At 72.5% G+C, this 21,350-nt stretch carries 23 protein-coding genes; 14 read left to right on the top strand and 9 right to left on the bottom strand.

Translation table 11 applies throughout. The annotated features are described in order from the left end of the window. Window positions 1-3: 3 nt before the first annotated feature. Entirely contained in the window at window positions 4-285 is a 282-nt protein-coding gene (locus ACFYST_RS07495) for a type II toxin-antitoxin system Phd/YefM family antitoxin (RefSeq protein ID WP_387860703.1), read from the bottom strand. 133 nt (window positions 286-418) lie between these two features. Then, window positions 419-640, bottom strand: a complete 222-nt coding sequence (locus tag ACFYST_RS07490; RefSeq protein WP_387639316.1) for a hypothetical protein — start codon at window positions 638-640, stop codon at window positions 419-421. 449 nt (window positions 641-1,089) lie between these two features. Here ACFYST_RS07490 and ACFYST_RS07485 point away from each other — a divergent pair, with 449 nt between their 5' ends. The 4 genes from ACFYST_RS07485 (at window position 1,090) to ACFYST_RS07470 (ending at window position 4,999) form a co-directional block, all read left to right on the top strand. Further along, window positions 1,090-1,293 (top strand): cold-shock protein, encoded by a 204-nt coding sequence (locus ACFYST_RS07485; RefSeq protein WP_030916923.1) that lies wholly within the window; start codon window positions 1,090-1,092, stop codon window positions 1,291-1,293. A gap of 106 nt (window positions 1,294-1,399) precedes the next feature. Then, complete coding sequence (locus tag ACFYST_RS07480) at window positions 1,400-2,845, top strand: DEAD/DEAH box helicase (protein ID WP_387860702.1); 1,446 nt, start codon at window positions 1,400-1,402, stop codon at window positions 2,843-2,845. 266 nt (window positions 2,846-3,111) lie between these two features. Continuing rightward, entirely contained in the window at window positions 3,112-3,663 is a 552-nt protein-coding gene (locus ACFYST_RS07475) for a nuclear transport factor 2 family protein (RefSeq protein WP_387639322.1), read from the top strand. A 121-nt stretch (window positions 3,664-3,784) separates the two neighbouring features. Beyond that, window positions 3,785-4,999 (top strand): hypothetical protein, encoded by a 1,215-nt coding sequence (locus ACFYST_RS07470; protein WP_387860700.1) that lies wholly within the window; start codon window positions 3,785-3,787, stop codon window positions 4,997-4,999. Here the strand turns inward: ACFYST_RS07470 and ACFYST_RS07465 are convergent. Continuing rightward, window positions 4,984-5,898: an AraC family transcriptional regulator gene (locus ACFYST_RS07465; RefSeq protein WP_387860698.1), complete on the bottom strand. Its 915-nt coding sequence runs from the start codon at window positions 5,896-5,898 to the stop codon at window positions 4,984-4,986. The genes ACFYST_RS07470 and ACFYST_RS07465 overlap by 16 nt on opposite strands. 102 nt (window positions 5,899-6,000) lie before the next feature. Here ACFYST_RS07465 and ACFYST_RS07460 point away from each other — a divergent pair, with 102 nt between their 5' ends. Together ACFYST_RS07460 and ACFYST_RS07455 are read left to right on the top strand one after the other, a co-directional pair. After that, window positions 6,001-6,909: an MBL fold metallo-hydrolase gene (locus ACFYST_RS07460; RefSeq protein ID WP_387860696.1), complete on the top strand. Its 909-nt coding sequence runs from the start codon at window positions 6,001-6,003 to the stop codon at window positions 6,907-6,909. A 283-nt stretch (window positions 6,910-7,192) separates the two neighbouring features. Beyond that, entirely contained in the window at window positions 7,193-8,689 is a 1,497-nt protein-coding gene (locus tag ACFYST_RS07455; RefSeq protein WP_387860694.1) for a hypothetical protein, read from the top strand. A gap of 16 nt (window positions 8,690-8,705) precedes the next feature. Here ACFYST_RS07455 and ACFYST_RS07450 read toward each other — a convergent pair whose 3' ends face one another. Further along, window positions 8,706-8,972 carry an ArsR/SmtB family transcription factor gene (locus tag ACFYST_RS07450; RefSeq protein WP_387860691.1) on the bottom strand — a complete coding sequence of 89 codons (267 nt, stop codon included), beginning with the start codon at window positions 8,970-8,972 and terminating at the stop codon, window positions 8,706-8,708. Between the two features lie 49 nt (window positions 8,973-9,021). Here ACFYST_RS07450 and ACFYST_RS07445 point away from each other — a divergent pair, with 49 nt between their 5' ends. Continuing rightward, the gene (locus ACFYST_RS07445) at window positions 9,022-9,315 is read left to right on the top strand and encodes an alpha/beta fold hydrolase (RefSeq protein ID WP_387860688.1); all 294 of its coding nucleotides are present in this window, start codon (window positions 9,022-9,024) and stop codon (window positions 9,313-9,315) included. Window positions 9,316-9,322: 7 nt separating this feature from the next. Here the strand turns inward: ACFYST_RS07445 and ACFYST_RS07440 are convergent, their stop codons facing one another. After that, a complete protein-coding gene (locus tag ACFYST_RS07440; protein ID WP_387860685.1) occupies window positions 9,323-10,258 on the bottom strand; it encodes a LysR family transcriptional regulator in 936 nt (311 codons plus the stop codon). 142 nt (window positions 10,259-10,400) lie between these two features. On the opposite strand from ACFYST_RS07440, the gene ACFYST_RS07435 reads away from it, so the two are divergent. Together ACFYST_RS07435 and ACFYST_RS07430 are read left to right on the top strand one after the other, a co-directional pair. Further along, window positions 10,401-11,621, top strand: coding sequence for an MFS transporter (locus ACFYST_RS07435; protein ID WP_387860683.1), 1,221 nt, complete (start codon window positions 10,401-10,403; stop codon window positions 11,619-11,621). 79 nt (window positions 11,622-11,700) lie between these two features. Beyond that, window positions 11,701-12,255, top strand: coding sequence for a cysteine hydrolase family protein (locus ACFYST_RS07430; RefSeq protein WP_387860681.1), 555 nt, complete (start codon window positions 11,701-11,703; stop codon window positions 12,253-12,255). A gap of 7 nt (window positions 12,256-12,262) precedes the next feature. Here ACFYST_RS07430 and ACFYST_RS07425 read toward each other — a convergent pair whose 3' ends face one another. Then, complete coding sequence (locus ACFYST_RS07425; RefSeq protein WP_387860678.1) at window positions 12,263-13,168, bottom strand: LysR family transcriptional regulator; 906 nt, start codon at window positions 13,166-13,168, stop codon at window positions 12,263-12,265. 220 nt (window positions 13,169-13,388) lie between these two features. On the opposite strand from ACFYST_RS07425, the gene ACFYST_RS07420 reads away from it, so the two are divergent. Beyond that, window positions 13,389-14,837, top strand: a complete 1,449-nt coding sequence (locus ACFYST_RS07420) for an MFS transporter (protein ID WP_387860675.1) — start codon at window positions 13,389-13,391, stop codon at window positions 14,835-14,837. 14 nt (window positions 14,838-14,851) lie between these two features. Here the strand turns inward: ACFYST_RS07420 and ACFYST_RS07415 are convergent, their stop codons facing one another. Beyond that, the gene (locus ACFYST_RS07415; protein ID WP_387639353.1) at window positions 14,852-15,634 is read right to left on the bottom strand and encodes a helix-turn-helix domain-containing protein; all 783 of its coding nucleotides are present in this window, start codon (window positions 15,632-15,634) and stop codon (window positions 14,852-14,854) included. Window positions 15,635-15,862: 228 nt separating this feature from the next. On the opposite strand from ACFYST_RS07415, the gene ACFYST_RS07410 reads away from it, so the two are divergent. The 4 genes from ACFYST_RS07410 to ACFYST_RS07395 all read left to right on the top strand — a co-directional run bounded on the left by ACFYST_RS07410 (window position 15,863) and on the right by ACFYST_RS07395 (window position 19,940). Then, window positions 15,863-16,531 (top strand): DUF4097 family beta strand repeat-containing protein, encoded by a 669-nt coding sequence (locus tag ACFYST_RS07410; RefSeq protein WP_387860673.1) that lies wholly within the window; start codon window positions 15,863-15,865, stop codon window positions 16,529-16,531. Window positions 16,532-16,583: 52 nt separating this feature from the next. Continuing rightward, window positions 16,584-17,609, top strand: coding sequence for an ATP-binding cassette domain-containing protein (locus ACFYST_RS07405; RefSeq protein ID WP_387860671.1), 1,026 nt, complete (start codon window positions 16,584-16,586; stop codon window positions 17,607-17,609). Next, the gene (locus ACFYST_RS07400; RefSeq protein WP_387639360.1) at window positions 17,606-18,382 is read left to right on the top strand and encodes an ABC transporter permease; all 777 of its coding nucleotides are present in this window, start codon (window positions 17,606-17,608) and stop codon (window positions 18,380-18,382) included. Before ACFYST_RS07405 ends, ACFYST_RS07400 begins: the two co-directional genes overlap by 4 nt. Before the next feature lie 151 nt (window positions 18,383-18,533). After that, window positions 18,534-19,940 carry an alpha/beta hydrolase family protein gene (locus ACFYST_RS07395; protein ID WP_387860668.1) on the top strand — a complete coding sequence of 469 codons (1,407 nt, stop codon included), beginning with the start codon at window positions 18,534-18,536 and terminating at the stop codon, window positions 19,938-19,940. 12 nt (window positions 19,941-19,952) lie between these two features. Here the strand turns inward: ACFYST_RS07395 and ACFYST_RS07390 are convergent, their stop codons facing one another. Further along, window positions 19,953-20,834, bottom strand: a complete 882-nt coding sequence (locus ACFYST_RS07390; protein WP_387860665.1) for a hypothetical protein — start codon at window positions 20,832-20,834, stop codon at window positions 19,953-19,955. Continuing rightward, window positions 20,831-21,343: a SigE family RNA polymerase sigma factor gene (locus ACFYST_RS07385; protein ID WP_387639367.1), complete on the bottom strand. Its 513-nt coding sequence runs from the start codon at window positions 21,341-21,343 to the stop codon at window positions 20,831-20,833. The genes ACFYST_RS07390 and ACFYST_RS07385 overlap by 4 nt, the downstream gene beginning before the upstream one ends. Between the last annotated feature and the right edge of the window lie 7 nt (window positions 21,344-21,350).

Genomic DNA, 21,350 nt, shown 5'->3' with positions numbered 1-21,350 from the left:
GGCTCAGGCGTGGTGGTCGCGGAGCACGGCGGCCATCTCTTCGAGCGACACGGATCCGTCGCGCCCCTCGGTCTCCGCCTCGTCGGCCAACCGGTTGAGCCAAGCGTCTTCGGCCTGCTCCGCCAGCCTGCGCAGGTGCTGGTACTCACGGATGTCGATCACCACGGCTTCCTGCTTGCCGCGCCGCGTGATGATCGTGGGGGTTTCGTCCCTGCGCGCGCGATCGAGGACGTCCGCAAGGTGGCTGCGGACCTCGGCCATGGATTCGATCACCGGCTCACTCATGCAACAAATGTAGCAGATGTACATCCATGCCATCTTTGTGGTCGGCACCTCCCGCGTCCACGGCGCCATGCCGACGCAGCCCGGGCCGGGGTGGCGCGGGCTGGGGGCGGGATGGCGCCGGGGGCGGGGTGGGTCAGAGGTTGAACATCCCGCGGTACGGCTCGGCGATGCGCTCCTGCCGTGATCCGAAGTCGACCAGTACTGCGGTGTCGCCCTCGACGCCGATGACCCGGCCGAGGCCGTAGGCGTCGTGGGTGACGCGATCGCCGATGGCGAAGTGCTTGCGCGGCGCTTCGGCCTTGGCCTTGAAGGGGCTGGTGGGCAGGTGGCGGCGGACTGCTTCAGGTTTTCTCATCCAGGTCAGTATGCTCCGCGAAGCGTGGTAGCGGCCCTTTCTGACGACCCGAAATCCTGGATGCCTGAAATGCCGGGTTTGTTGAACGTCACTTTCCGGGGGCGTGCGCCCGGAGTCACACCACAGGTCGGCCGCCGCGCCGGGGCGCCGCGCGCGGTCGGATCAACTGCCCGCACCAGCAGTGATGTTGGCGTACGCGGTGGATCCGGCCCGTCGGTGCCGGGGCAGCGGCCGCCGAAACCTGGGGCAAAATGTCCCCCCGTTCCGGGCTTGGGGCTGCTACAGTCGGAGGAGTTGCAGTAGTGGTTCCCATGAACTTTGTGTGCGCCTGCTGATGTATCGCAGGCGCATTTTTGTTTCCCGGACATTTTCCGGGCGGGCGCTCATCGCGGTGACTCGGTGCCCGTATCGTGCGGGTTCCGGAAGGTCCCTTGAAGGAGATTTTTTACATGGCTAATGGCACCGTGAAGTGGTTCAACGCGGAAAAGGGCTTCGGCTTCATCGAGCAGGAGGGTGGCGGCCCGGACGTCTTCGCCCACTACTCGAACATCAACGCCAGCGGCTTCCGCGAGCTGCTCGAGGGCCAGAAGGTCGAGTTCGACGTCACGCAGGGCCAGAAGGGCCCGCAGGCCGAGAACATTCGCCCGCTGTAGTTCCTACTGCCACGGCAACCGCCTGGCAGCGAGGGGCCCGCGCCGCGCACATGGTGCCCGGTGCGGGCCCCTCGGCTTTTGTGCCGCCCCGAGGAGGGTCTCCCGCATGAACCGTTCCAGCCGCCCTCCGCGCCGACACACCGGTTCCGGTTCCGGCTCCGCATCGGGCGGCGGCGCGGGATCCGCCTCCCTGCGGGAGTTCTCGGTGCCGGTGAGTACCGTGCCGGCCCTGCCGCCCGTCGAGTCCTTCGAGGAACTGGACCTGCCGAGGGAACTGCTGACGATCCTGGCGCGCAGGGGCATCAGCACGCCCTTCCCGATCCAGGCCGCGACGTTGCCGAACTCGCTGGCCGGCCGCGACGTGCTGGGACGGGGCCGTACCGGCTCCGGCAAGACACTCGCGTTCGGTCTCGCCGTACTCGCCCGCACCGTCGGGCAGCAGGCTGAGCCGCGGTGCCCGCTCGCACTGGTCCTGGTCCCCACCCGTGAACTCGCCCAGCAGGTCACCGAAGCCCTCACCCCGTACGCCCACGCGACGCATCTGCGGATGGCCACCGTGGTCGGCGGGGTGCCGGTCCGCCGCCAGGCGCAGGTGTTGAACCGCGGTGCGGAGATCGTGGTGGCCACGCCCGGCCGGCTGGGGGACCTGATCGAGCGCAGGCTCTGCCGCCTGGACCGGGTCGGTATCACCGTCCTCGACGAAGCCGACCGGATGGCCGACATGGGCTTCCTGCCCGACGTCACCGCGCTCCTCGAACAGGTCGCCGAAGGCGGCCAGACGATGCTGTTCTCCGCCACCCTGGACCGCAACGTCGACGGCCTGGTACGGCGCTTCCTGAAGGACCCGGTCACGCACTCGGTGGATCCGTCCGCGGGAGCGGTCAGCACGATGGAGCACCACGTGCTGCACGTGCAGAACTCCGACAAGACCGCCACGATCGCCCACATCGCCTCCCGCGACGGCAGGGTGATCATGTTCATCGACACCAAGAGCGGCGCGGACCGCCTGGTCGACACCCTGCTGGCAAAGGGAGTGAAGGCCGCGGCCCTGCACGGGGGCAAGTCCCAACCGCAGCGCACCCGCACCCTGGAACAGTTCCGCACCGGTCAGGTGGCCGCGCTCGTCGCGACCGACGTCGCCGCCCGGGGCATCCACATCGACGGCCTCGACCTGGTCGTCAACCTGGACCCGCCCGCCGACCACACGGACTACCTGCACCGCGGCGGACGCACCGCCCGGGCCGGCGAGTCCGGCACCGTCGTCACTCTGGTCCTCCCCAACCAGCGCCGCGGCACGGCCCGGATGATGTCCACGGCCGGCATCACCCCCGTCACCACCAAGGTCCGGCCCGGCGACGCGGAACTCACCCGGATCACCGGCGCCCGCGTCCCCACCGGCGTGCCCACCACGATCCCCGACCCCGTCGTCGAACGGCCCCGCCACAACCGGTCCACCGGCCGCCCCCGCTACGGCCGCCCGGCCTCCGCCACCCGCACCCGGCCGACCACCGACGGCTCGGGCGGCACCGCGTCCCGGTCGCGCGGCAGGTAACCGCGAACAATCGCCCCGGCGGCGTCCACCGGCGGCGGTGGACGTCGCGTCGGTTGCCCATCGCCATGACCCAGACGGTCAGTCGGCCGTCCTTGAGGGAGGGCCGGAGTCGGCGGGCCGGGCGGGGTTCGGGCTGCACGGGCGTGGCTGACGGGCACCGGTGGCTCTGTGCCGGGCCTTGATCTCCAGTGGGCTTGAAGTTCTAGCCTCAGCGGTACGCGGCCGGGTCGGCCGCGGCAGGCAGCGCGAGCCGGGGAGTCACGGCCATGGGCATCAGCACGGAGGCGTTCGCCGCTCTGGAGCGGCAGGTTCAGGTTCTGGTCGATCGCGCCGAGATCACCGGACTCATCGACGGTTATCTGATCAGCCTCGACACGGTGCCCCAGGGCGGCGGCCGGTTCGACGAAGCGTGGGCGCGGCGGTACTTCACGTCCGATGTTCGGATCAGCAGGCCGGTCGGGGAGCACGAGGGGATCGCCGGGCTGGCCGAGGCGGAGCAGGTGGCGCTCGGAAAGTTCAAGCGCACTCAGCACACGGGGGCCAACTACATGATCGACCTGGCCGGGGACCGGGCCGCGGTCCGCTGGAACGCGATCATGACGCACGTGCACCTCGCCGCGACGCAGCAGGCGCGCGGCGAGGAAGCCGGCGGCCACTTCGATGTCGGCGGCACGTTCACCGGCGAGGCGGTGCGGACCTCGGACGGCTGGCGACTGCGCCGCCTCGAGGTGCAGGCGGTCTGGACGAACGGGAAGGGGCCGCTCGCCCTGACGCCGGAGGCCGAGGCGACGCTGCGCGACCTTGCGGTCGGCGTGTGACGTCCCGTGGGGACGGCCAACCCCCTGGCGGGTGACAAAGCGGCCAGAGTGTTGCGTACATGTCCAGCACGAGCCTAGCGTGAGGGCCTGTTGGACTGTTCGCACGGAGAGGCTCGATGTGATGCTTCGTCAAGTCAGGGCAGCAACAAGCGCGGTGATCGCCGCCGGACTGGCGGTCGCCGGCGGATGGGTGGGGGCCTCGCCGGCCGGGGCCGCGGCGGGCCCGACGGCGCTGAACGGGGCGGACTACACGCTCAGCGCGGACTATCACAAGTACGACGCGCTCGACTCGGCGCTGGTGACGGCGCTGGGGACGTCGCCCGTGCACACCGTGATGGAGAACGCGAACCACACCCGGCAGGCGCTGCCCTCTTCGTTCTCGGTGGCGGGGCTGTCCACGGGGTTCCGGTTCGACGACGGTGACAACACGGACTGCAAGAGCGTTCCGCAGGGGATCACCACGAGCCGGGACGCCGTGGGGACGGCGAACAGCGGGAACTACGACGGGCATCAACTGGTGCTGGTCAGCTGGTACACCGCCGACGCCTGCGGCGGGAACCACCAGCGCAGCCGGATCACGCTGGCGGACTGGGACGCCACCTACCCCAACACGTACCGCAAGATCCTGCTGGTGGAGCCGACGGGCACGGCGGCGGCGCCGGACTTCAAGGACATCCCGATCCACGCGGGCGGCGTCTCCTGGTACGGGGACTACCTCTATGTCGCCGACACCGGGCGCGGCATGCGGGTCTTCGACATGCGCAAGATCCTCAACACCGACACCGGCGGCACCGCCGATCAGATCGGCCGCCAGGCCAACGGGGCCTACTACGCCCACAATTACGCCTACGTGCTGCCGCAGGTCGGCACCGTCACCTCGCAGACGGCCACCGGTGTGACCGGGCTGGCGTGGTCGTCCATCTCGCTGGACCGGGTCAGCCAGTCGATCGTGATGACGGAGTACACCTGCCCGGCGAGCTCGACCTGCACCGACTACCCGAAGCGGGCGCCGCGGGCCGTGCGCTTCCCGTTCGCGCCGGGGGCGACGACGTTCGCCACGACGACGACCGCGAGTCAGGCGCTCATGCTGCCCTGGTACCACCTCAACGGCGTGGCGTCCCACAACGGCCGGTGGTGGTTCAACTCCTCGGGGGAGAAGCAGCTTTACTACTGGACGCCGACGGCCGGCCCGTCCACCTTCGCCTGGGTGGGCGGCGGCGAGAGCCTCTCCTACTGGGAGGACGCCACCAACCCCGACCTGCTGTGGTCGTTGCAGGAGACCACGGGCGGACGCAATGTCTTCGCCGTCACCCAGGCCACCTACGGCGGGGGCTGAGCGGCGGCGCGGTAGCGGCCGGGTGTGGTGCCGAACTCCCGCTGGAACGCGTGGGAGAAGGCGTAGGGCGTGCCGTAGCCGACCCGGCGGGCGATCGCGGCCAGCGGGTCGGGGGTGTCCCGGAGTCTCGCGGCGGCCAGGGCGAGGCGCCACCAGGTCAGGTACGCCATCGGCGGCCGGCCGACCAGTGCGGTGAACCGGCGCGCCAGGGTGGCGCGGGACACCCCGACCTCCGCCGCCAGGAGGTCGGTGGTCCACCGGGCGGCCGGGTCCGCGTGCAGGGCGCGGACCGCGGCCGCCGCCACCTCGTCGTCCAGGACGGCCGGCCAGGCGCCCGTCGAGCCCTCGGTGAGCCAGGCGCGGATCAGGTAGACCAGCAGCAGGTCGAGCAGGCTGGGGACGGCGACGCCGGAGCCGGGGCGGCGGCCGCTCGCCTCGCGCCCCAACAGGTCGATGGCGGCGCGGAGTTCGGGGTGGCGGCCGACCCGGTTCGGGAGGTGCACCAGCTCCGGCAGCTCGGCAAGCAGTGGGTGCGCGCGGCTGTGGTCGAGCCGGTACTTGCCGCACAGCAGCTCCACCTCCCCCTGGCCCGGCCGCCCGAGAATCTCCCTTTCGGCCAACTGCTCGAACGGGACTGCGCGTTGGGCAGCGCCCAGGCCGGCCTCGGCGTCCGCGAGGACGTGGCCGGCGCCGCGCGGCAGCAGCACCGCGTCGCCGGAGGTGAGCGCCAGGGTGGTGCCGTCCGCGCCGATCAGCCGGCAGCTGCCCGCCAGGACGACGTGGAAGCCGGCGCCGCCGTACGGGGCGAGGCGGGTGCTCCAACTTCCGCCGACCCGCACGCGGTTGGAGGAGGGCCGTCCGATCCGGACCGTCGATATCGCGTCGCTGACCACGTCCATGCCGGGGAGTGTATTCACCCGCGCAGGTGAGAGCGTGTTGCGTATCCGGGTGAGCCGATCGAGCATTGAGACTCTCACCAAATGGCCCTTAGCGTCGACGACATGAACAGCGAACACGTGCGGAGCATCACGCTCGGGAGTGTCGAAGTCCTCCGCGTCATCGAGTGGCAGGGCCCGTTCCTGCCGGCCCACCAGCTGGTCCCCGGGTTCGGGGCCGAGCGGTGGGAGGAGAACGCCGGGTGGCTGGCGCCGCAGCACTGGGTGCCGGAGAGTGGGCTGGCGGCGGCCGCGTTGCAGACCTGGGTGCTGCGCAGTAGCGGCCGAACGGTCTTGGTGGACACCAGCGTTGGCAATGGGCGCGAGCGGCCCGAGACGCCGGCGTTCCACCAGTGGCAGGGTGACTTCCTCGGCCGGCTCGCCGCGGCCGGCATCCGCCCGGAGGACGTGGACGTCGTCGTCAACACCCATCTGCACGCCGACCACGTCGGGTGGAACACCACCGAGTCGGACGGGGAGTGGGTGCCCACGTTCCCGAACGCGCAGTACCTGCTGCACGCCGCGGACGACTTCCACCTCGGCCCGGAGAACTCCTACGGCGGCGGGCGGGAGGCGGAGCTGATCTACCAGGACAGCATCGAACCGGTGGACCGGAGTGGGCAGTTGGCGCGCTGGGAGGGTGAACACCGGATCGACGAGAACCTGGTGCTGGAGTCCGCGCCCGGCCACACGCCCGGCTCCTCGGTGCTGCGACTGGAGTCCGGGGGCGAACGGGCCGTCTTCGTCGGTGACTTGATGCACAGCCCGGTGCAGATCATCGCCCCGTCCTGCAACAGCTGCTGGTGCGTCGACCCCGCGCAGGCGGCGGCAAGCCGTCACCGGATCCTCGAACGGGCGGCGGCGCGGCGGGAGTTGGTGGTGCCGGCGCACTTCGGCGGAGCCGGGGCGCTGGAGGTCCGGCGGGCGCCGGGCGGCGGGTTCGCGATCGAGCGGTGGGCGGCCGCCTTCGCCTGAACTGCGGTGAAAGTAGCGAAAGTTCTACTTCGCAGACGCCAGGGAATGCCTCAACGCGTAGCCCTGTTCGGGCAGACGGAGGGAAGCGGTCGGGAGTGTGACAGACATCGACCGCCTGCGGTCGGGAATGGTCCGATTTCATCCGCAGGTGGCGAAATTTCGGCTACCCGCCGGTTTCGCCGATCTTCGATCGGTTCGGGTGCTAAGTTCCGTGCCTGTAAACATAGTTAGCCCCGACGACGCGGCAACGTCCCGGGGCCTGGCACTAGGACAACACCTCCCAATGCGTATTCATCGTAGCGCCCAGAGCGGCGAATCCACGGCTATCGCCAACGAAATCCTGCAGAACGGTGACCTTTCGTACGCCGCCCGAGGTGTGCTCACGTACCTCCTCTCGCTGCCGGACGGCTCGTTGGAGAACAGCAAGAACCTGGCCGCCATCGGCATCGAGGGCCGCACCACCATCAAGAAGGCCGTGGCCGAACTGCGGGCCGCCGGGTACTACCAACTGGTGACGAAGCGCCTCCCGGCGGGCCGGGTCATCAGCGAGATCCACGTCTACGACACGCCCCAACTCCCGCAGGACACTGCCGAGCCGGGCACCGACGCACCGGGGGCCGGGATTCCGGGCCCCGGTGCAGCGAGCGTCGGTGCGCCGGGCGGGTACCTACAAAAGAAGGTAAAAGAAACTACTACCCCCCTACCGTCCCCAGCGCCGAGCGACCGGCGCGAGCCGGGCGGGGCGGACGAGGCGGACCGACCGACCGAGCCGACCGAGCCGGACGCGCTCGACGAGCCGGGCGAGCCGGACCTGCCTGGCCAACCCGACGAGCCGGACCTGCCGTACTGGGCGTACTGGGCGAATTGGCCGACCTGGCCGACCTGGCCGAACCGGACGCACGCGCCTGCCGATCCCAGCGAGGCCAGCGGGACGACCGATCCTGGCCAGCCCAACGGACCGGACCAGCCGGACCTGCCGGACCTGCCGAACCAGCCGCACGCGCCCTGTGAGCCCTACGAGCCGAACGCGCCCGCCGACCAGGCCGGTCAGCCCGAGCCGGACGAGCGCAGCAGGACCGCCGTACCGCCGCAGCAGGCCGCGCCGCCGGCCGGGCCGGACGAGCGCAGCAGGCCCGCCGCACCGCCGGCCGAGCAGGCCGAGCCGCCCCAGCGCGCCGAACGCGCCATCCCGGCGCAGCGAGCCGCCCCGACCATCCCGGCGCAGCGAGCCGCCCCGACCGGGCGGGCGCAGCGCGCCGAACGCGCTCCGCGAACCCCGCGTGGCACGGCCCGGACGGCCCTGACGGCCATGGACGGCCGGACCCGCGAGGCGGTCGCCGCGCTGTTCCGGGCGCTCCGCAACGAGCCGCGCCTGCGTCTCGGCGAGGCCGAGGCGCGGAGGCTCGCGCCGCTGGTCGTGCCGTGGCTGGAGCGCAACGTGCCGGAGGCCGATCTGGTCCGGGCCCTGACGAGCTACCTGCCCCCCGAAGTCACGTCGCCGGCCGGCCTGGTCCGCTTCCGACTGAGGGACAAGCTCCCGCCCGTCCCGGAGCCCGCGCCTCCCGCCAAGCCCCCGCAGGCCGAGTGCGCCAAGTGCTGCGACCCGATCCCGCAGCCCGGCATCTGCCCCCCGTGTGCCGGTCTGGGCGCCCGTCGGGAGCCCGCTGTAGGTGGCGGTGCGGCGTTCGCCCGGGCGGGTGCCGCCCGGGTCAGGGAGGCGATGCAGTGGGTCGCCCGGCCAGGCAGGTCGGCTGTCGGCAACCCCGTCCCGGCGGGCTGATCGGGACGGGTCGCCGTCACGGGTTCGCGTCGAGCAGCGCGTGCCCGAGCGGCGTGAGGGCGTGCTGCACCTGGCGCCCCTGCCGGGTGGTGGTGATCAGTCCGGCGGCTCGCAGCGCGTTGGTGTGCGGCGAGGCGGACGGTGCGGCGATGCCGAGCGTGGCGGCCAACTCCGTGGTGGTGCACGGGCCTTGGGCGACAGCCCGGAGAGCTCGAGTGCGGGCCGGGCCGAGCAGCGCGAGCAGGCCGTCGGGAGCGGCGTCCGGACGGACGGCGGGCGTCACCGGGTGCAGCACGGCGGTGGGCCGGTCGGGCGGGTGCAGGACGGCGCACTTGTCGAGGAACAGGTTCGGGTTGGAGGTGGCGAACTCCCACCTGATGACGCTGCCGGACGAGGAGTATCTCGGCCGTGAACTCGACCCGCCCGTCAAAACCCGGTTCGCCGAACTCGCTGTCCCGGTAAGCGTTCTGGTCGGCGGAAGCGACCTGGAGGCGACCCGGCTGTGGGCCCGGCGGCTGGCCGCGCAGGCACCGGACGCGACGCTGACGGAGCTGCCGGAGGCGGACCACTTCCCGATGCTGTCGGCGCCGGCCGCGTTCGAGAAGTACCTGCGCGCGCTGCTCTGAGCCGTGCTCAGTCCCGCTGCACCCAGTCGGGCACCCAGGTGCCGGGGGCGTCGTGGGCGGCCTTGGTGGCGGCCAGGTGGGCGCGCAGGGCGGCCAGTGCCGGGTGCGGGTTGTCGCGGTGCCACACCAGGGAGTGCGGGTAGACGGGCGTCGGGTCGGTGAGCGGGATCCGGCGCAGGCCGTGGCTCTCCGGCCAGACCAGCCGGGTGCCGTCGCTGAGGAAGGTCGCCAGTGCGGGAGTGTCGGCGATGGTGTCGAGCAGGGCGTCGGAGCCGAAGTTGGGGCCGGTGGCCTCGATGGTGAGGCCGAACTCGGCGACCAGGTCGTCGTAGTAGGCCGCCCACTCGGAGCCGGGGAGGATGCCGGGCATCCAGATCCGGTGGCCGACGAGTTCGCGTGGCGTCACCGAGCGGGCCTCGGCGAGGGCGTGGTCGGGGCCGGTGAGCAGCTGGAGCTGCTCGTCGATCACCCGGGCGGCGGCGAGGTCGTCGGGCAGCGGCCGGCCCGGGGCGGCGACGGCACGGAAGGTGGCGTCGATGGCCCCGGAGCGGACGGCGCGGACGGCCTCGTCGATGTCGAGCAGCTTCACCACGTCGAGTTCGGTATCGGGGTGGCTGCGGTGGAAGTCGCGCAGCAGGCCCGACGCGGCGCCGCGCAGGTTGATCACGTCCACCCGGAGCGGGCGGCGGGCGGCGTGCACGGAAGCGACGGCGCGTTCGGCGACCCGCAGCAGTTCGCGGGCGTGCGGGAGGAACGCCTGACCGTCGATGGTGGCCTCGGCGCCGCGCGGGGTGCGGATGAACAGCCGGACCCCGAGGTCGCGTTCGAGGGCGGCGATGCGCTTGGAGACGGCCTGCTGGGTGATCGCCAGGTCGGTGGCGGCCTTCTGGAACTGGCCCGCCTCGGCGACGGCGAGGTAGGTGCGTACGGCTTCGAGGTCCACGTTGCCCCACCTTAGTGAACAACCACTGGTTGTACAGTCGGCCCTCCTCAGTTGTTTGACCTGCGCTTGTGCGGCCCGGTTGGCTCTCCATGGTCAACGAAGGTTTGTACGGTCGGCGGGGGTGGCGGTGGGCAGGCGGTCCTTGGGACGACGGTTCGGGTGGCTGTGGGCGTCGTACGCGGTGAGCGCGTACGGGTCGGGGCTGGGGTTCGGGGCGCTGCCGCTGATCGCGGTGCTGGTGCTGCACGCCGGGCCCGCCGAGGTGTCGGCGCTGTCGGCCGTGGGCCCGGCGGTGGGGGCGATGCTGGCGGTGCCGCTCGCGCCGTGGGTGGAGTTCCGGCGCAAGCGGCCGGTGATGATCGCGGCCGACCTGGTCCGGTTCGGCGCGATGGCGTCGATCCCGCTCGGGTACGCCTTCGGGGTGCTCGGCATCGGGCAGCTGTTCGCGGTGTCGGCGGTGGTCGCCGCGGCGAAGATCGCGTTCGGCGCGGCCAGCGGCGCCTACCTGAAGGCACTGGTCCGACCGGAGGACCTGCTGGTCGCCAACTCCCGCTTCGAGTCGACGAATTGGAGCTCGATCGCCATCGGGCCGCCACTCGGCGGGGCCGCGATCGGCGCGTTCGGGCCGGTCATCACGGTGCTGGCCGACGCGGGCAGCTACCTGCTGTCGGCGCTCGGCCTGACGGCGATCCGCGACCGCGAGGAAGCACCCCGGCGGCGCGAAACAGGCACGGCCGGATCGCTGCTGGACGGCTGGCGGCACCTGCTGGGCGACCCCGGGCTGCGCGCGCTGTACCTCAACAACCTGCTGGTGTCCGGCCTGATCATGGCCACCGAACCGGTCCTCGCCGTCCTACTGCTGCGCCAACTCCACTTCCCCGCCTGGCAGTACGGCCTGGCCTTCGCCGCTCCCTGCCTCGGCGGACTGATCGGCTCCCGGCTGGCCCCGCGGGTGGTGGCGCGGTACGGCCGGACGTGGGTGTTCCGGACGATCGGCACGCTGCGCGCCGTCTGGCTGGTCGGGCTGGCCTTCGTCCGGCCCGGCGTGGTCGGACTGGTCACGGTGATGGCCGTCGAGCTGGCGATCATCGTCAACATGAGCCTGTTCACGCCGGTGCTCGCCACCTACCGGCTGGAACGTACCCCGCAGCACCTGGTCGCCCGCACGCTCTCGGCCTGGTCGATCGGCCAGCAGGCCGCCATCGCCGCCCTCACCGCGCTCGGCGGCCTGCTCGCCACCCTGACCGGCCCGCGCACCACGCTGGCCGTCGCGGGCCTGCTCGCCCTGGCCACCCCGCTGCTGCTGCCCCGCCGCGAACCGGCAGCGCCGCACGAGCCCGCGCCGCTCAACAACCGCGCCTGATTCGAACCGGCGCCGCCGCGCGAGCCCGCACTGCTCAACAACCGCGCCTGATCACCCCCTTAGGAGTGAGGAGACTCCCGTGAAGAACACCGCGCTGCTCCTGCTGGACTGCCAGCCGGCCGTCCTGTCCGCCGTCCCCGAGGCCGGTCCGCTGCTCGACCGGCTGGAGCGGGCCGTCGCCGAGGTCCGCGCGAAGGGCGGCGCGGTGGCCCACGTGCGGGCCGCGTTCACCGAGGACGACTGGGCGGCCGTCCCCGCCGCCAACACCACGTTCGCCGCCGTGGCCCGGTACCGCGCCCTGCACCACCAGGACCCGGGCGCCGCCTTCCACCCCCGACTCGCCCCGCAGCCAGACGACTTGGTGGCCCGCAAGACCCGCCTCGGCGCGCTGTCCACCACCGACCTCGACCGGTGGCTGCGGGCCCGCGGCATCGACACCCTGATCGTCGGCGGGCTCAGCACCGGCGGCGCCGTACTGTCCACCGTCCTGGACGCGGCCGACCGCGACTACCGCCTGCACGTACTGTCGGACGGCATCGCGGACCCGGACCCGGAGGTGCACGCGTTCGTGCTCGACCGACTGCTCCCGTCCCGCGCCCAACTGGTCACCTGCGCGGCTCCGTTCGCGCCCTGATCGCGCGTCAGGCCACCGCCATCCGGGCGAACGCGGCGCGCGCGGTAGCGAGGAACGCCGGTACGGCGGGCCGGAGTTCGGCGCTGCGCAGCCAGCTCATGGTGATCGTGGTCCGGGCGGCGTCGCCGAGCACCGGGACGGCGGCGAGTTCGCCGCGGGCCGCCGCGTCGGCCACCGCGAGCTCGGGCAGCAGGGCGCAGCCGAGCCCGGCCACGGCACACTGGCGGAGGGCGGCGATGCCGGCCAGCTCGGTGTCGATCACGGGGGCGTCCGGGCCGAGGCTCCCGATCAGGGCGTCCAGCATCTCCCGGAAGCCGCAGCCGGGCGGGGTGGCCAGGAAGGGTTCGCCGCGCAGTTCCGGCCCGCCGAGCTGCGGGTGCTGGGCCAGCCGGTGGCCGATCGGAGCGACCACCATCAGCCGTTCGCCGGCCAGCGTCTCACTGGCCGTCAGCTCGTCCTGGGGTGCCCGGCCGAAGGTCAGTGCCACGTCGATCTCGCCGCGTCGCACCGCGTCGTACAGCTCGCCCCGGTTGCCCTGGCGGACCGCGACCTGCACCTGGGGGAACTCGCGGCGGTACGGGGCGAGGACGGCGGGCAGGCGGTGGGCGCACAGCGTCTCCAGTCCGCCGATCACCAGTCGGCCGCCGGGCCGGCCGTCCTCCTGCTCGACGGCTGTGCGGGCCTGCTGGGCGAGCAGCAGCATCCGGTCCGCGTACTCGAGCAGCCGTTCGCCGGCCGGGGTGAGCGACAGTTGGCGGTGGCTGCGGTCGAACAGCTTGGCGTCGAGTTCCGCCTCGAGGGCCTGCACCTGCGCGGTGACGCTGGACTGGGCGTAGTTCAACTCCGCGGCGGCCCGGGTGAAGTTGAGCGTCCGGGCGACGGTGCGGAAGGTCCGGAGATGGCGCAGTTCCACGGTGTCCGCTCCTCGTCGTCGGCCGAGTCGGCCCGGGCCGGCTTCGTCATCGGCTCCGGCGATGGGTGCCATCGGAAGCTTCCGCTTCCTCAACCGCCGTGCCGCGGCAAGAATTTCAGTGATCGCCCGCCGCTCACAACCGGCCCGGCGAACCGCGGCGCCGCCGTCGTCCGGCGCGCCCGTCGCATCCACTCTTCTTCGCACCCTCGGGGGGACAGCTGTGCCCGGTGGACGGACCGACGCCCGGCGCGGGAACGGGCTGCTGCTGCTCGGAATCTCGCTCGGCTACTTCATGGTGATGCTGGACACCACGGTGGTGACCGTGGCGCTGCCCGCGATCGGCGCGGACCTGTCGGGTTCGCTCGGCGGCCTGCAGTGGGTCTCGAACGGCTACACCCTCACCTTCGCCGCGCTGCTGCTCACCGCCGGTGCACTGGCCGACCGCCACGGCGGGCGGCGGGTGTTCCTGGCGGGGCTGTGGCTGTTCGGCGCCTGCTCCGGGGTGAGCGCGCTGGCCGGGTCGATGGGCGTACTGATCGCGCTGCGGGCGCTGCTCGGCGCGGCGGGCGCGCTGCTGCTGCCGGCCTCGCTCGCGGTGATCGCGCACGCCTGGAGCGAACCGGCGGCGCGGGCCCGGGCGATGGGCGTGTGGGCGGCGATCAGCGGCAGCGCGCTGGCCGCCGGGCCGCTGGTGGGCGGGGTGCTCACCGACCGGTTCGGCTGGCAGGCGATCTTCCTGGTCAACGTGCCGGTGGCGCTGCTCGCCATCGCCCTGACGGTGCGCCACGCCCCGGCGGACCGGCCCGGGCCGGCGAAGGGTGTGGACCTGCCGGGTCAGCTCTGCGCGGTGCTGGCGCTGACCGGGCTGACCTGGGCGCTGATCGAGAGCGAGCCGGCGGGCTGGGCGTCGCTGCCGGTGCTCGGCGGTTTCACGGTGTTCGCGCTGGCGGGCGGGTCGTTCGTGGCGGTCGAACGCCGCCGGGAGGCCGCGCGGCTCGCCCCGATGCTCCCGCTGGGGCTGCTGCGCGACCGGACCCTCGCCACCGGGCTGTTCGCCGGGCTGCTGGTGAACTTCGGGCTGTCCGGGGTGCTGTTCGTGCTCTCGCTGCACTTCCAGCGGGCGCACGGCCTGAGCGCGCTCGGCGCGGGCGTCGCGTTCCTGCCGCTGATGCTGCCGACAGCGTTCAACCCGGTCTTCACGGGACGGCTGGTGGGCCGGATCGGGGCCCGCCGCCCGGCCGTCGCCGGATTCCTGCTGATGGGCACCGGGGTGCTGGTGGCCGCCGCGGCGACCGCGGACTCGACGGCCGCGCGGGTGGCGATGGCGGCCGGGCTGCTGGTGCTGGGCTTCGGGGTGTCGTTCGCGATCCCGTCGCTGATGACGGCGGTGGTCGGCGCGGTCACCAAGGAGCGGTCCGGGATCGCCTCGGGCGCGCTGAACTCGGCCCGGCAGACCGGCGCGGTGCTCGGCGTGGCCGTGCTGGGCGCGCTGGCCAACACCGCCCCGGGCGGCTCCGGCACCCGGCTCGCCCTGCTGGTCGCCGGGCTCGCGCTGCTGGCCGGCGCGGCCGCGGTCGCCGCGTTCCTGGGCCGCCCGGCCGGACGGTCGGACCAGGCCGGGCGAGAGGCTCCAGCCCGGCGAGAAGCCCCGGCCGGGCGAAAGACCTGACCGGGCAACGCAGTTCAGCGCTTGCCGCCGTCGCCCCCGCCCTCGGGGGTGTCGGCGGCTTCGGCGCTCTCGGGTGCGTCGGCGTTCGGCTCGGGCTTGACGAACAGGATGTCGCGGGCCTGTTCGGCCGTCCGGTAGAGGCTCTCGGTGACGAAGTCGAGGAACCGCGCGATGTTCTCCAGCCGGGCGGCGGCCGGGGTGCTGGGGCCGAGCACGGAGACGCCCTCCCGGGCGATGGCGACCACGGCGGAGTTGGCGCGGGCGCTGGCGAGGGTGGCCTGGTACCAGATGTCCTCGTCCAGCACGTAGCGCTCGCGGCGCCGGTCGTCGCGCTCGCGGCGGATCATGGTCTGCTCGTCCAGGAAGGCCACCGCCTTGGAGACGGACGCCGGGCTGACCTGAAGCCGCTGGGCGAGTTCGGCCGCGGTGAGGGTGCCCTCGTCGGTGAGCAGCAGCGCGGCGAGCACCCGGGCGGGCATTCGGCTCATCCCGGAGTGCATGAAGACCGTGGTGACGGACTCCTCGTAGGCGCGCACGGCCTCCGGGTCGCGCCCGTCGACGGGCCGGTCGGCGTACGGGTCACGGGGCAGCGCCGCGCGGCGCTGGGCGCGGTGTTCGGTGGCGCGGTGGGCGAGGTCGGCCCGGTAGCCGTTGGGGCCGCCGTTGCGCATGACCTCGCGGGTGATGGTCGAGGTCGGCCGGTCCAGGCGGCGGGCGATCTCGGCGTACGCCAGATCGTCGGCCAGTCCCAGCGCGATCTGCTGGCGTTCCTGCTGGGTGAGCCTGCCTCCCGGCATCGCGGTCTCCTCGGGTCGATCGGTGCGTGACGCGGTCCAGCATAGCGTTCACCCTTAGCCCATTGCAACGCGCGCCTTTCCGTCGTTGCGTTATCCTACGAACCATTGCAACGATTTATGATCCCTGAGCTGCGCAAACACTGATCGATTGCAACAACCTTCTTGCCGACTTCATGAACGCAACGTAGCGTTTCCACCATCAGAAACGACGCGCAGACGGAGTCCACGATGCAGAAGTTCGACACCCCCACCACGATCACCGCCGTCATCGACATCCCGGCCGGCCAGCTCCGCCTGATCGCCGCCGACCGCACCGACACCGTCGTCGAGGTGCGCCCCGCGAACCCGTCCAAGGGCCGCGACGTGCAGACCGCCGAGCAGACCGAGGTGTCCCTCACCGACGGCGTGCTGCGGATCGTCACCGCCGCCTCGAACCACCGCCTGCTCGGCCCGAGCGGCGCGCTGGAGGTGACCGTCCAGCTGCCGTCCGGTTCGCGGGTCGAGGCGAAGGCCGCCGACGCCGAACTGCGCGGCGTGGGACGGCTCGGCGAGGTCTCGTACGAGAGCGCCCGCGGCAAGGTCAAGCTCGACGAGACGGCCGGCGGCCGCCTGAGCCTCCAGGACGGCTCCGTCGAAATCGGCCGGCTCACCGGCTCGGCGCAGCTCGACACCCAGCGCGGCGACCTGACCGTCACCGAGGCGGTGCGCGGCGAACTGACGCTCACCACTCAGTCCGGGTCGATCACCGTCGGCGCCGCCCGCGGCATCTCGGCCTCGCTGGACGCCGGCACCGGCTACGGCCGCATCCACAACGCGCTGCGCAACGCCGACGACGTGCCCGCGCTCGCCATCCGCGCCACCACCAAGAACGGCGACATCACCGCCCGCACGGTCTGACCACCACCCCGCACCGCCCCACCAGCTCAGCGACAGAAGAAGGAGTTCTCCCATGACCGGCCTGGCCATCGCGGCGCAGGGGCTGCGCAAGTCCTACGGGGACAAGACCGTCCTCGACGGCGTCGACCTGTCCGTCCCGGAAGGGACCGTCTTCGCCCTGCTCGGCCCGAACGGGGCCGGCAAGACCACCGCCGTCAAGATCCTCTCCACCCTGATCTCCGCCGGCCCGGGCAGCGGGCCGATCCGGATCGGCGGCCACGACCTGGCCGCCGCCCCGCAGGCGGTGCGCGCCGCGATCGGCGTCACCGGCCAGTTCTCCGCCGTCGACGGCCTGATCACCGGCGAGGAGAACATGCTGCTGATGGCCGACCTGCACCACCTGCCCAAGGCCGAGGGCCGCCGGGTCGCCGCCGAGCTGCTGGCCCGCTTCGATCTCACCGAGGCCGCCCAGAAGCCCGCCTCCACCTACTCCGGCGGCATGAAGCGCCGCCTCGACATCGCGATGACCCTGGTCGGCAGCCCGCGGATCATCTTCCTGGACGAGCCGACCACCGGCCTCGACCCGCGCAGCCGGCACGGCATGTGGCAGATCATCCGGGAGCTCGTCACCGGCGGCGTCACGGTCTTCCTCACCACCCAGTACCTGGATGAAGCCGACGAACTCGCCGACCGCATCGCCGTCCTGCACAACGGCGTGATCGCCGCCGAAGGCACCGCCGCGGAGCTCAAGCGCCTCGTTCCGGGCGGCCACGTCAGCCTCCGCTTCACCGACCCGGCCGGGTACCGGTCCGCCGCCGACGCACTCACCGAGGGCGCCCGCGACGACGAGTCGCTGACCCTGCTGGTCCCCAGCGAGGGCAGCCAGCGCGCGCTGCGCTCGGTGCTCGACCGGCTCGACGCGGCGGGCGTCGAGGCCGACGCGCTGACCGTGCACACCCCCGACCTGGACGACGTGTTCTTCGCGCTGACCGGCGCACCCGCCGTCCCCGCCCAGCCCGACGCCGCTCAGTCCGGCGCCGCATCCACCGCCACCGCCCCGGCCGCCGCGGCCGCATCCTCGAAGAAGGCTGTCCGATGAGCTCGTTCGCCCTCGCCGTCCGCGACTCGTCCACCATGCTGCGGCGCAACCTGCTGCACGCCCGGCGCTACCCGTCGCTCACCCTGAACCTGCTGCTCACGCCGGTGATGCTGCTCCTGCTGTTCGTCTACATCTTCGGCAACGCGATGAGCGGCGGCGCCGGCCGCGCCGCCTACGTCGCCTACCTGGTGCCCGGCATCCTGATGATGACCATCGGCTCCACCGTGATCGGCACCGCCGTCTCGATGGCGACGGACATGAACGAGGGCATCGTCGCCCGGTTCCGCACCATGGCCATCCACCGTGGCTCGGTGCTGTTCGGCCGGGTGATCGGCAGCGTGCTGCAGTCGATGCTGAGCGTGCTGCTGGTCGGCGCGGTGGGTGTCGCCATCGGCTTCCGCTCGCACGACGCCACCGTGCTGGAGTGGCTGGCCGCGATCGGCCTGCTGGCGCTGGTCGCGCTCGCCCTCACCTGGATCGCCGTCGGCATGGGCCTGGGCAGCCCCAACGCGGAGGCCGCCAGCAACAGCGCACTGCCGCTGATCGTGCTGCCGCTGATCTCCAGCGCGTTCGTCCCGCTGCACTCGATGCCCGGCTGGTTCCAGCCGATCGCCCAGTACCAGCCGTTCACCCCCGCCATCGAGACGCTGCGCGGCCTGCTGCTCGGCACCCACATCGGCAACAACTGGTGGATCGCCCTGCTCTGGTGCGCCGCCCTCACCGTGCTCGGCTACGTCTGGTCCCGCTCGCAGTTCGACCGCGAGCCGAAGTAATCGCCCGGCCCCGCCCCGGAGCTGACGCTACGTCAGCTCTGTCGGCGTTTCCGGGGGCTGTCCCCCCTGAGCTTCCGGGTGACTGCCCCATCCCGCGGCGCCGCGCGATCGGAAAAGGTGGAGCGACCATCGACCACGGGGAGACCACGCCATGGGCGGCAGACACCGAACGGCACACCGCACCGCACTGCTGGGACTGATCACCCTCCTGCTCGGCCTGCTGATCACCACCCCCGCCACCGCGGCGGACACCCAACTCGACCACACTGCAGTCGAGTTCACCAGCGCCGACGGCACCCGGCTGCACGGCGAACTGATCGCCCCGCACGGCGCGAGCGGCGCCCCCGGACTGGCGATGGTCGCCGGGGCCGGGCCGGTCACCATGGACGAACTGCGGCCCTCCGCCGAGGCCTACGCGGCACACGGCGTCCCCGCGCTGATCTGGGACAAGCGAACGGCCGGCTACTCCACCCTCGAACGGGACTACGGCCGGCTCGCGGACGACGCGCTCGCCGCCGTCCAACTCCTGCGCTCACGGCCCGAGATCGATCCGAACCGGGTCGGCCTGTGGGGCCTGTCCGAGGGCGCATGGGTGATCACGCTGGCCGCGGGCCGCACCACCGACGTGTCCTTCGTGGTGACCGCGGGCGCGTCCGGCCTCAGCCCGTCCCGCCAGGAGGCCTGGGCGTACGGCGAGTACCTGCGGCACGCCGGGATCACCGGCTCGCTGCTGCCCACCATGCAGCACACGCTGATCCGCGAGCTGGCCGCCGCCAAGCTCTTCCCGGAGGCGGACTACGACCCGGTACCGGCCTGGGAGCGGCTCCAGGTACCGGTACTGGCCGAATGGGGGACGCTGGACCGCGAGGCCGTGCCCGCCGAGAGCGAGCAGATCGTCCGGGAGGCCTTGGACCGCAGCGGCAACCGCCACTACACGATCCGCACCATCCCGGACGTCCGCCACAATCTCCGGCGCACCTTCGACGACGGCTTCGACCGGCCGAGCCAACTGCCCGGCGACTACGCCGAGTTCGAGTCCCGCTGGATCACCGGACTGGCCACCGGCCTGCCGCCGGTCACCGTCGACGCCGCCCCCGCGCAGCAGTACGCCAGCCGGCCGCTCGCCCCGCTCCACTGGTACGAGTCGCCCTGGCTGCAGGCCGCACTGACCGCCGTCTGCCTGCTCGGCTTCGCCGGGCACCTGGTCACCGGCACCGTCCGCCGTCTTCGCCGCCGCCCCGCACCGGCCGGCCTCCCCCGCGCGGCCCGCTGGGCCGCCCTGACCGGCACACTCGCGGTCGCCGGCACGCCGGTCTACCTGCTGTACATGGCGCTCGTGGCAGCCGCCCTGCCCGGACCGGTCCTGCTCGGCCGACCCGTCCCCTGGCTGGTGCTGCAACTGGCCGCCACGGCAACGGTGGTGGCGGCCGGCGTCACCGTGGCCGCAGCCGTCCGGAACCGCCCGGCGAGCGGCAGCCGGGTCCGGATCGGACTACTGGCGCTCTCGGGCGCGGCGTTCGTCCCGTGGGCGCTGTACTGGGGGCTGCTGCGCCCCTGACCCGCGTCGGGATCAGCCGAACTGGGCCTTCAGCTGGTCGATCACGTTCGACCAGACCGGGTCCAGGACGAGGGTCGTGAGCTGATCGCCGTTGAAAGCCGGCTGCACGATCGGCCCGCCCATCATCGGGGAGTTGTTCGCGCTGGCGGTGACGATGTTGCCGTCGGTGCGGTACAGGGCTGCCGACCACCGGTAGAAATCGCCCGCCGCCGGGGGGAGCTTGACCATCAGCACGCTGCCGTCGGGGCGCTGCGTGACGGTGCAGTTGGACATCCCGTCGCAGGTCGGATTCGGCTGGTACGTCGTCCCGGGCGCCATTCCCGGCATGTGGCTGATCTCGAGGCGGATGTCGGTGCCCTCCACCGGGCTCTTCGCGTCGTTGACGAGAAGCATCGTCGTCGCGACCCGGTACCGCACGCCCGATCCGGGCGCCGGGTCCGGATCGTCGTAGCTGTTGGCGATCCGGTAACCGGCCGGGATCCGCGCCGTGAGCAGCTCCTTCACCCTCGGATCGAGGACCGGGCTGTTGCTGGTCTTGGTCGACGGCGTGCCGGAGGGCTTGCTCACCTCCGACGGCTTGCCGGACGGCTTGGCCGACCCCGAAGGCTTGGTCGACGGCTCCCCCGAGGGCTTGGACGACGCCTCCGGCCCGGACGCGGCAGCGGCGGCCGGCCCGATGCCCGTGGTGGTGGCCCCCGGGCCGCCGATGAACAGCGTCCCCATCGCGAGCGCGCCGACGGCGACGGCCGTGCCGGTCACGGTGGCGGCACGCAGCCGCTTGCTGCGGCGGCCCCGGCGCAGCAGGTCCGCCGTGGGTGCGGAGCCGGGCGGGAGCTGGCGGTCCGCCAGCACCTCCAGCGCGTGCGACAGGTCCTCATGGTCGTTGGTGCTCATGGGCTGACAGCCTCCTCGTTCTTCGACCGGTTCTTCGGAAGTGCCGTGCGCAGCCGGGCCAGGGCCCGGGAGTGCTGGCTCTTGACGGTGCCGACGGAGCAGCCGAGAACGCTGGCGGTGTCCTTCTCCGACAGGTCCTCCAGGTGCCGAAGCACCACCACCGCACGCTGCCGGGCGGGCAACGAGCGCAGGGCACGGTGCAGTTCGTCCGTCTCGCCGTACTCGTCGCCGGCCCTGCCGGGCAGGTCCGGCAGCTCGGCGGTGAGGGTCTCCCGGCGTCGCCGACGCCACCAGCTGACGTGGCCGTTGACGAGCATCCGCCGCAGGTAGGCGTGCGGGTCGTCGGTGGCCATCCGGTGCCAGCGGACGTAGAGCTTCACCAGGCAGTCCTGGAGCAACTCCTCGCCGCGGAGCCGGTCCCCGGTGATCAGGGTGGCCGTCCGTAGATGTCGCGGCCAGGCGGCCGCGACGAAAGCGGTGTAGAGGTCGTCCTCGGTTCCTCGCGTCACACCGACC

Origin of the sequence: Kitasatospora sp. NPDC004614 (genome assembly GCF_042873675.1) — a bacterium.
Lineage (GTDB): Bacteria > Actinomycetota > Actinomycetes > Streptomycetales > Streptomycetaceae > Kitasatospora.
Note: the sequence above shows the minus strand (reverse complement) of the source record. Positions and strands in the feature narration are given on the sequence as shown.

Excerpts from the sequence above, each read along its gene's own strand:
- ACFYST_RS07485 (WP_030916923.1), top strand. The coding sequence starts at position 1,090 with ATGGCTAATGGCACCGTGAAGTGGTTCAACGCGGAAAAGGGCTTCGGC.
- ACFYST_RS07400 (WP_387639360.1), top strand. The coding sequence starts at position 17,606 with ATGAGCTCGTTCGCCCTCGCCGTCCGCGACTCGTCCACCATGCTGCGG.
- ACFYST_RS07465 (WP_387860698.1), bottom strand. The coding sequence starts at position 5,898 with ATGGACGTGGTCAGCGACGCGATATCGACGGTCCGGATCGGACGGCCC.
- ACFYST_RS07415 (WP_387639353.1), bottom strand. The coding sequence starts at position 15,634 with ATGCCGGGAGGCAGGCTCACCCAGCAGGAACGCCAGCAGATCGCGCTG.
- ACFYST_RS07455 (WP_387860694.1), top strand. The coding sequence starts at position 7,193 with ATGCGTATTCATCGTAGCGCCCAGAGCGGCGAATCCACGGCTATCGCC.
- ACFYST_RS07395 (WP_387860668.1), top strand. The coding sequence starts at position 18,534 with ATGGGCGGCAGACACCGAACGGCACACCGCACCGCACTGCTGGGACTG.
- ACFYST_RS07410 (WP_387860673.1), top strand. The coding sequence starts at position 15,863 with ATGCAGAAGTTCGACACCCCCACCACGATCACCGCCGTCATCGACATC.
- ACFYST_RS07490 (WP_387639316.1), bottom strand. The coding sequence starts at position 640 with ATGAGAAAACCTGAAGCAGTCCGCCGCCACCTGCCCACCAGCCCCTTC.
- ACFYST_RS07475 (WP_387639322.1), top strand. The coding sequence starts at position 3,112 with ATGGGCATCAGCACGGAGGCGTTCGCCGCTCTGGAGCGGCAGGTTCAG.
- ACFYST_RS07470 (WP_387860700.1), top strand. The coding sequence starts at position 3,785 with ATGCTTCGTCAAGTCAGGGCAGCAACAAGCGCGGTGATCGCCGCCGGA.
- ACFYST_RS07390 (WP_387860665.1), bottom strand. The coding sequence starts at position 20,834 with ATGAGCACCAACGACCATGAGGACCTGTCGCACGCGCTGGAGGTGCTG.
- ACFYST_RS07495 (WP_387860703.1), bottom strand. The coding sequence starts at position 285 with ATGAGTGAGCCGGTGATCGAATCCATGGCCGAGGTCCGCAGCCACCTT.
- ACFYST_RS07480 (WP_387860702.1), top strand. The coding sequence starts at position 1,400 with ATGAACCGTTCCAGCCGCCCTCCGCGCCGACACACCGGTTCCGGTTCC.
- ACFYST_RS07405 (WP_387860671.1), top strand. The coding sequence starts at position 16,584 with ATGACCGGCCTGGCCATCGCGGCGCAGGGGCTGCGCAAGTCCTACGGG.
- ACFYST_RS07460 (WP_387860696.1), top strand. The coding sequence starts at position 6,001 with ATGAACAGCGAACACGTGCGGAGCATCACGCTCGGGAGTGTCGAAGTC.